Below are 6,148 nucleotides of genomic sequence, written 5' to 3'. Positions count from 1 at the left end.
CCCTGCCCCCAGCGCCCCGAGCGCCAGCAGCAGCGGCAGGTCACCCGCCAGCCCACCCGCGCGCGGCATGGCGGCCAGCAGGTGCGCAAGCATCCATATAACGAAAAAAACCAGCAGGGGCGGCAGGCCGCTTTCCGCCAGCAAGCCCATGGCAAACAGGCCAGACAGGCGCGGCATGAGCATGCCCAGCCCCCCAAGGCGAAGCAGCACGGACGGGCCAGCTTCACGCTCCATGACATCCACGGTGCGCGCCATGAACGCCCAGACCAGCGTTGACCCCGCCACCAGCATGAGCGTGCGGGTGGCGCACACGGCCATGGCGGGCAGGTCATCTGCCCGCGCCAGCACCATAAGCCCGGCAATGACCACCACCAGCGCGCCAGTGCCCCCCACAAGCCCGGTCATGACCCGCCGGGCATCCGCTGCGCACAACGCGCGCCACGAGGCCATGCCATAAAACAGGCAGCCCGCAATAATCAGGAAAGCACCCCAGCGGATGTCGGGCATCCGTTCACCCGCCAGCAGGTGCAGCCACAGGGCCATGCCCGCGATCAGGCCGGCCATGTCCGCCATCCGGAACGCCCGCAGCCCGCGCGACGCCACGCGCGGGGAAAAGGAAAGCCCCAGCAGCCCGCGTGTCCCGACCCAGCACAAGGCAGGCAGCAGGTTTACCCCCCGGTCCGGGCAGGCCGAAACACTGGCCAGCAGCAGCAGGCCGAGCATGTCGGGTGCAGGCCGCACGGACCCGCCACGGGCCAGCAACACCCACCCCGCCCCCATGCACGAGATAACAGGACCACCCATGACGGCACAGGCCGCCCCGGCACAGGCCGCCAGGTCACGCCGGTCCGTGGCCATAAGCCCGATAAGGCCCAGCGGCAGGAGCAGGCCGAGGCCATCAACAACAGGGGCGAAAAAACCCGGCCCCTGCGTCATCACCCCACCCGGCAGGACAACCCCGCAGGACAGGAGCGCCACCAGCAGGCCGATCACCCCCCATCCCCCCCGGATGAAGGCCACCAGCCGGGGCAGGTGCCAGGGGAGGATGGATGCCAGCCCGACCAGAAACACGGTTGCGACAAGGATGACAGGAATGATGGCGGCCCTTCAATCGCCCGGAAACCCGGGCGGGTCAGATCATGGCCAGCGGCTCCTTGCGGCGCGGCGGCGCGATGGCCCCATCAATCTCCGCCAGATCGTTGCGCGTCAAGACGATCTCCTGTGCGGCGAAGTTTTCATGCTGGTGCTTCGGGCTGCCCGCCTTGGGAATCGCCAGCACATCGGGCTGTCGCAGCACCCATGCAAGGGCAACCTGCGCCGGGGTGGCCGGGCCGAGCGATGTCGTATGCCGCCGCGCCACACGCGCCAGAACCGGTGCGCGCAGCAGTTCACCCCCCTGCCCCAGCGGGGAATAGGCCATCGTCACCACGCCCGCCGCGCGGTCATGCTCCAGCAGGTCAAATTCCACACCCCGGTAATCAAGGCTGTAGAGCACCTGATTGGCGGCGCAGGGCGTGGGGGAATGGATGGCCTCGACCGCGCGCATGCCATCGGTATCAAAATTGGAAACGCCCCAGCTCCGGATCAGCCCGGCATCCACCAGGTCCGCGAACCCGGCGATGGTTTCCGCCAGCGGAACACTTCCCTCCCAATGGAGAAGGTAGAGGTCGAGCCAGTCGGTGCCCAGCCGCTTCAGCGACGCCTCGCACGCCCGGCGCACACCCGCGCGCGACGCGTTGGAGGGCAGCACCTTGCTGACGAGGAATACGTCATCACGCAGGCCCCGGATCGCCTCGCCCACCAGTTTTTCGGATCGGCCGGAGCCATACATTTCCGCCGTGTCCACCACGCGGATACCGGCCTCAAGCCCCGCGCGGATGCTTGCGATCTCATCAGCGCGGCGGCTCTCGGCGTCCCCCATGTTCCATGTGCCCATGCCCAGCGCGGGCACCTGCGTACCATTGGGGAAAGTAACCGTCTTCATAAGGGAACCTGCCTTTCGTCCATGCCGCGCGGCGGTGGCCTGCGCGGGGGTGACTATCTGCGACGCACCCATCCCCTGGGCTGCTGCTGCCAGTAGCCCAGTTCATGCCCGCCATCGCGCCCCGCCAGCCAGCGGCGGCGCGCGGCGGCGACGGCGGCCTCGTCATGGCCATCGAACAGGTCGAACACCCGCGTGAATTCCGCAAGGTCCGCCGCCTCCACCCCATCGAGCAGAAAGAGGAACCTGGCCCCGTTGGGCACATCCGCACCAGCGGTCAGCCATATGGGCTGCCATGGCCCGTGCCCCATGGCCTGCGTGCCGTGGGGCAGCCATAACGGGTCGGTGGCGCGCCACAGCCCGTCATCGAGTTCCCTGACCCGTTCGTCCGTCGCGCAACGCACCACCGCGCGCTGGCCCGCCGCCAATGTGCGGCCCAGCAGCGCGGGCAGGACTTCCACCACCGTGGAGCGCGTCAGATGATAGAAGCCGATCTGCGCCATGGAGTTCCCTGTTCCGTCCTGACCTGCCACGCGGGGCAGGTATCACCCCTCGTAATACGTGCTGACCATACGGTCGAGCAGGCGCACGCCAAAGCCACTCGCCCCCTTGGGCGCGTGCGATGTCGCCTTGGTGGTGAATGCCACGCCCGCAATGTCCAGATGCGCCCATGGCACCTCGTTCACGAAGCATTCAAGGAACTTGGCCGCCGTGATCGACCCGCCGGGGCGGCCGCCGATGTTCTTGAGGTCCGCAATATCGGAGCGCAGGCGTTCCAGATAGGCGGCGTCCAGCGGCATGCGCCACAGCTTCTCCCCCGTCGCCTCGCCCGTGCCGGACAGGTTGGCCGCCAGTTCATCACTGTTCGAGAACAGGCCCGCGCGCTCGTGGCCAAGGCCGACCACGATCGCCCCGGTCAGTGTTGCAAGGTCAACCATGAAGCGCGGGCTGAAGCGGTCCTGCGTGTACCACAGCACATCCGCCAGCACGAGACGGCCTTCCGCATCGGTATTGAGCACTTCCACCGTCTGGCCCGCCGCCGTGCGCACCACGTCACCGGGGCGCTGGGCATTGCCGGACAGCATGTTTTCCACCAGCCCCACCACGCCCACGGCGTTGACCTTCGCCTTGCGCCCGGCCAGCGCGGCCATGGTGCCGACCACGGCGGCGGCACCCGCCATGTCGGTTTTCATTTCGTCCATGCCCGCGGCGGGCTTGATGGAGATGCCGCCCGAATCAAACGTCACGCCCTTGCCCACGAAGGCGACCGGGGCTTCCCCCTCCGCCCCGCCATTCCAGCGCATGATGACCGTGCGCGGCGGGGCGTCGCTGCCCTGCGCCACACCCAGCAACGCGCCGAAGCCCAGCTCCGCCATGGCGTCACGATCCAGCACCTCGACCGTGACGCCAAGGTCACGCAGGGCGAGGATGCGCTGCTCGAATTCAGGCGGGCGCAGCATGTTGGCGGGTTCGGACACCAGGTCACGGCACAGGCAGACACCACGCGCCACGGCAGCCAGCGGCGCCCATGCCGCCTGCGCCGCCGCCGGGTCGGATGTTGCGATGTCCAGCGATGCCAGCGGCGCCGTCTCGCCCTTGCGCGGCTGGGTACGGTACGAATCGAAGCGGTAGGACCCCAGCACCGCGCCCAGCGCCACATGGGCGGCCAGTTCGGGTGTGAGGGCATCAGCCACGATCACCCCCGTCGTGCCCCCGGCGGCCAGTGCCTTCGCCGCCGCCACGCCCACCTTTTCGGCCACGGTGGCGTCAAGCTCATCGGCGCGGCCCAGACCGACCAGCACCACGCGGTCATACCCCGCGCCGGGGGCGAGCACGACGCAGGTCTTCGCGGCCTCGAAATCAAAGCTGGCGGCCTTCGCCGCACGCTCCAGCGCCCCGTCCAGCGCCGTGTTCACCGTGGCGAACAGGCCGGTGGGGGACGTGCCGGACGTGGCGGGAATGGCGATCGCGCCGCCAGAGGGAACGGTGGCGTCGGAAAAGGCGATGTCGAGCATATGGATCACGGGGCTCCGCTACGAAAGTTTTGGACAGACTGGATAAATTCCCTTGCCCGCCAGGCATGGCCATGACCGGAATATCCATATCCGGAGCCATCATGGCCGATAAGGACATGACGGCGCGGCATGAGTAAGCTAATGCGAACAGCATGAATACACCATCCATACCAGTCCATGATGATGGATTCCTTCTGGACCTGGCCCTGCGCCTGGCCGATGAGGCCGCCGGGCTGATCCGCGCCATCCGCGCACGCGGGTTCGAGACCACGGTCAAGACCGACAGCTCCCCCGTAACGGAAGCCGACCACGCGGCGGAGGCCCATATCCTGAAGGGCCTGCGCGCCCATGCCCCGTCCATCCCCGTGGTGGCGGAGGAGGAAATGGCCGCGGGCATCCGCATTGATACGGGCAGCGAATTCTGGCTGGTAGACCCGCTGGACGGCACGCGCGAATTCGCCGCCGGGCGCGATGACTTTACCGTCAATATCGGGCTTGTGCGCCATGGCCGCCCGGTTCTGGGCGCCGTCGCCCTGCCTGCCTACCACCAGCTTTACGGCGCGGGCGCGGGGCGTGGGGCAATACGCATCGACGCCAATGGCACGCAGGCCATCCATGTCCGCCGTCCCCCGGCGGAAGGGCTGACGGTGCTGGCCTCGCGCCAGCATGCCGATGACCCGCGCCTGCGCGAATTCCTGGGCGGGCAGCGGATCGCGCATGTGGGCAATATCGGCTCCGCCGCCAAGTTCATCCGCGTGGCCGAGGGGCTGGCCGACCTGTACCCCCGCCTTGGCCCCACCATGGAGTGGGACACCGCCGCCCCGCAGGCGGTTGTGGAAGCAGCCGGCGGCAGCATCACCACCATGGATGGCGCACCGCTGGGCTATGGCAAGGCTGGCTGGCGCAACCCGCATTTCATCTGTCGCGGCGCGACGTAACCGCCCGCGCCGATGAATACACGACTGCTGCATGACGACCCGCAGGGTATCGAGACCGCCGCCGCCATCCTGCGCGCGGGCGGCCTTGTCGCGTTCGGGACGGAAACGGTTTACGGGCTGGGGGCGGATGCGGGCAATGACCGGGCGGTCCGCGCGATCTACACCGCCAAGGGGCGGCCGGGCATCAACCCGCTGATCAGCCACTTCGCCAGCGCTGATGCCGCCTTTGCGCAGGTGGAGGCGACCCCGCTGGCCCGCATGCTGGCCGGACGGTTCTGGCCCGGCCCGCTCACGCTCGTGCTGCCGCGCGCGCGGGACTGCGCCATTTCCACCATCGCCACGGCGGGGCTGCCCACGGCGGCGGTGCGCGTACCCGCCGGGCGGACCATCCATGCCCTGCTGACCGCCTGCGGCTTTCCCGTGGTTGCCCCTTCGGCCAACCCGTCGGGGCGGGTCAGCCCGTCGGACGCGCAGCATGTGCTGGCGGGTCTGGACGGGCGGATTGACGCCGTGCTGGACTGCGGGCCATGCCCCGTGGGGGTGGAAAGCACCATAGTGGATCTGAGCAGCGCGCGCCCCGTGCTGCTGCGCCCCGGCGGCATCACCCTTGAAATGCTTGAAGACGCATGCGGCATGCCGGTCGCCACCATGGCGGGCAGCGATGATGCCCGCCCCAGCGCGCCAGGGCAGCTTTCATCGCATTACGCGCCGGGCCTGCCGGTTAGGCTGGAGGCGCGCAGCGTCGCCGCCAACGAGGCGCTGCTGGCCTTCGGACCCGCACTGCCGGGCAGCGGGCTGGTATGGAACCTCAGCGCGGATGGTGATTTGCACGAAGCGGCGGCGCGCCTCTTCGCGGGGCTGCGGTTTCTTGATATGGAGGGACACCGCCGGGGACTGGTCGGGATCGCAGTACAGCATGTGCCCGCGCACGGGATGGGCCGCGCCATCCGTGACCGGCTGATCCGCGCCGCCAGTCCGCGTCCGTAATGGTTGTAACCGCATGATCCGACCCCGGTGCCATAGATGAGCAACACAATCGATCCCAAGGAACTGAAAATCCTGTCGGATATTCTGGCGCTCGTGCTGGAGGAACATGCGGGCCAGTCGGAAAACGCGCTGGCGGCCATCCGCGCACGGGCAAAGAAGAACCAGGTCACGGGCGGCGCGCTGAAAAACCTGTTCTCGGCCATCGCCCCCAATCCGCCACCCCGGCC

5 protein-coding genes and 2 pseudogenes are annotated in these 6,148 nt (G+C 68.5%); 3 read left to right on the top strand and 4 right to left on the bottom strand.

Features of this window, described 5'->3' with window-relative positions:
• The 4 genes and pseudogenes from DY926_RS16030 to DY926_RS16015 form a co-directional block, all read right to left on the bottom strand.
• Positions 1-1,071, bottom strand: a pseudogene (locus tag DY926_RS16030) (hypothetical protein); the annotation flags it as partial.
• Between the two features lie 61 nt (positions 1,072-1,132).
• The gene (locus tag DY926_RS16025) at positions 1,133-1,984 is read right to left on the bottom strand and encodes an aldo/keto reductase (RefSeq protein ID WP_116704262.1); all 852 of its coding nucleotides are present in this window, start codon (positions 1,982-1,984) and stop codon (positions 1,133-1,135) included.
• Positions 1,985-2,037: 53 nt separating this feature from the next.
• The gene (locus tag DY926_RS16020) at positions 2,038-2,484 is read right to left on the bottom strand and encodes a DNA polymerase III subunit chi (RefSeq protein WP_116704261.1); all 447 of its coding nucleotides are present in this window, start codon (positions 2,482-2,484) and stop codon (positions 2,038-2,040) included.
• A gap of 42 nt (positions 2,485-2,526) precedes the next feature.
• Positions 2,527-3,996 carry a leucyl aminopeptidase gene (locus DY926_RS16015; RefSeq protein WP_186336204.1) on the bottom strand — a complete coding sequence of 490 codons (1,470 nt, stop codon included), beginning with the start codon at positions 3,994-3,996 and terminating at the stop codon, positions 2,527-2,529.
• Between the two features lie 152 nt (positions 3,997-4,148).
• Here DY926_RS16015 and cysQ point away from each other — a divergent pair, with 152 nt between their 5' ends.
• The 3 genes and pseudogenes from cysQ to DY926_RS16000 form a co-directional block, all read left to right on the top strand.
• A complete protein-coding gene (gene cysQ, locus DY926_RS16010; RefSeq protein ID WP_116704259.1) occupies positions 4,149-4,934 on the top strand; it encodes a 3'(2'),5'-bisphosphate nucleotidase CysQ in 786 nt (261 codons plus the stop codon).
• A gap of 12 nt (positions 4,935-4,946) precedes the next feature.
• On the top strand, positions 4,947-5,921 hold the full coding sequence (locus tag DY926_RS16005) for an L-threonylcarbamoyladenylate synthase (protein WP_116704258.1): 975 nt from the start codon (positions 4,947-4,949) through the stop codon (positions 5,919-5,921).
• 36 nt (positions 5,922-5,957) lie between these two features.
• A pseudogene (locus DY926_RS16000) lies at positions 5,958-6,148 on the top strand (hypothetical protein); the annotation flags it as partial.

The sequence above is a fragment of the Komagataeibacter melaceti genome, assembly GCF_003403295.1.
Classification (GTDB): Bacteria; Pseudomonadota; Alphaproteobacteria; order Acetobacterales; family Acetobacteraceae; genus Komagataeibacter; species Komagataeibacter melaceti.
This window is presented reverse-complemented; position numbering and strand designations above follow the sequence as displayed.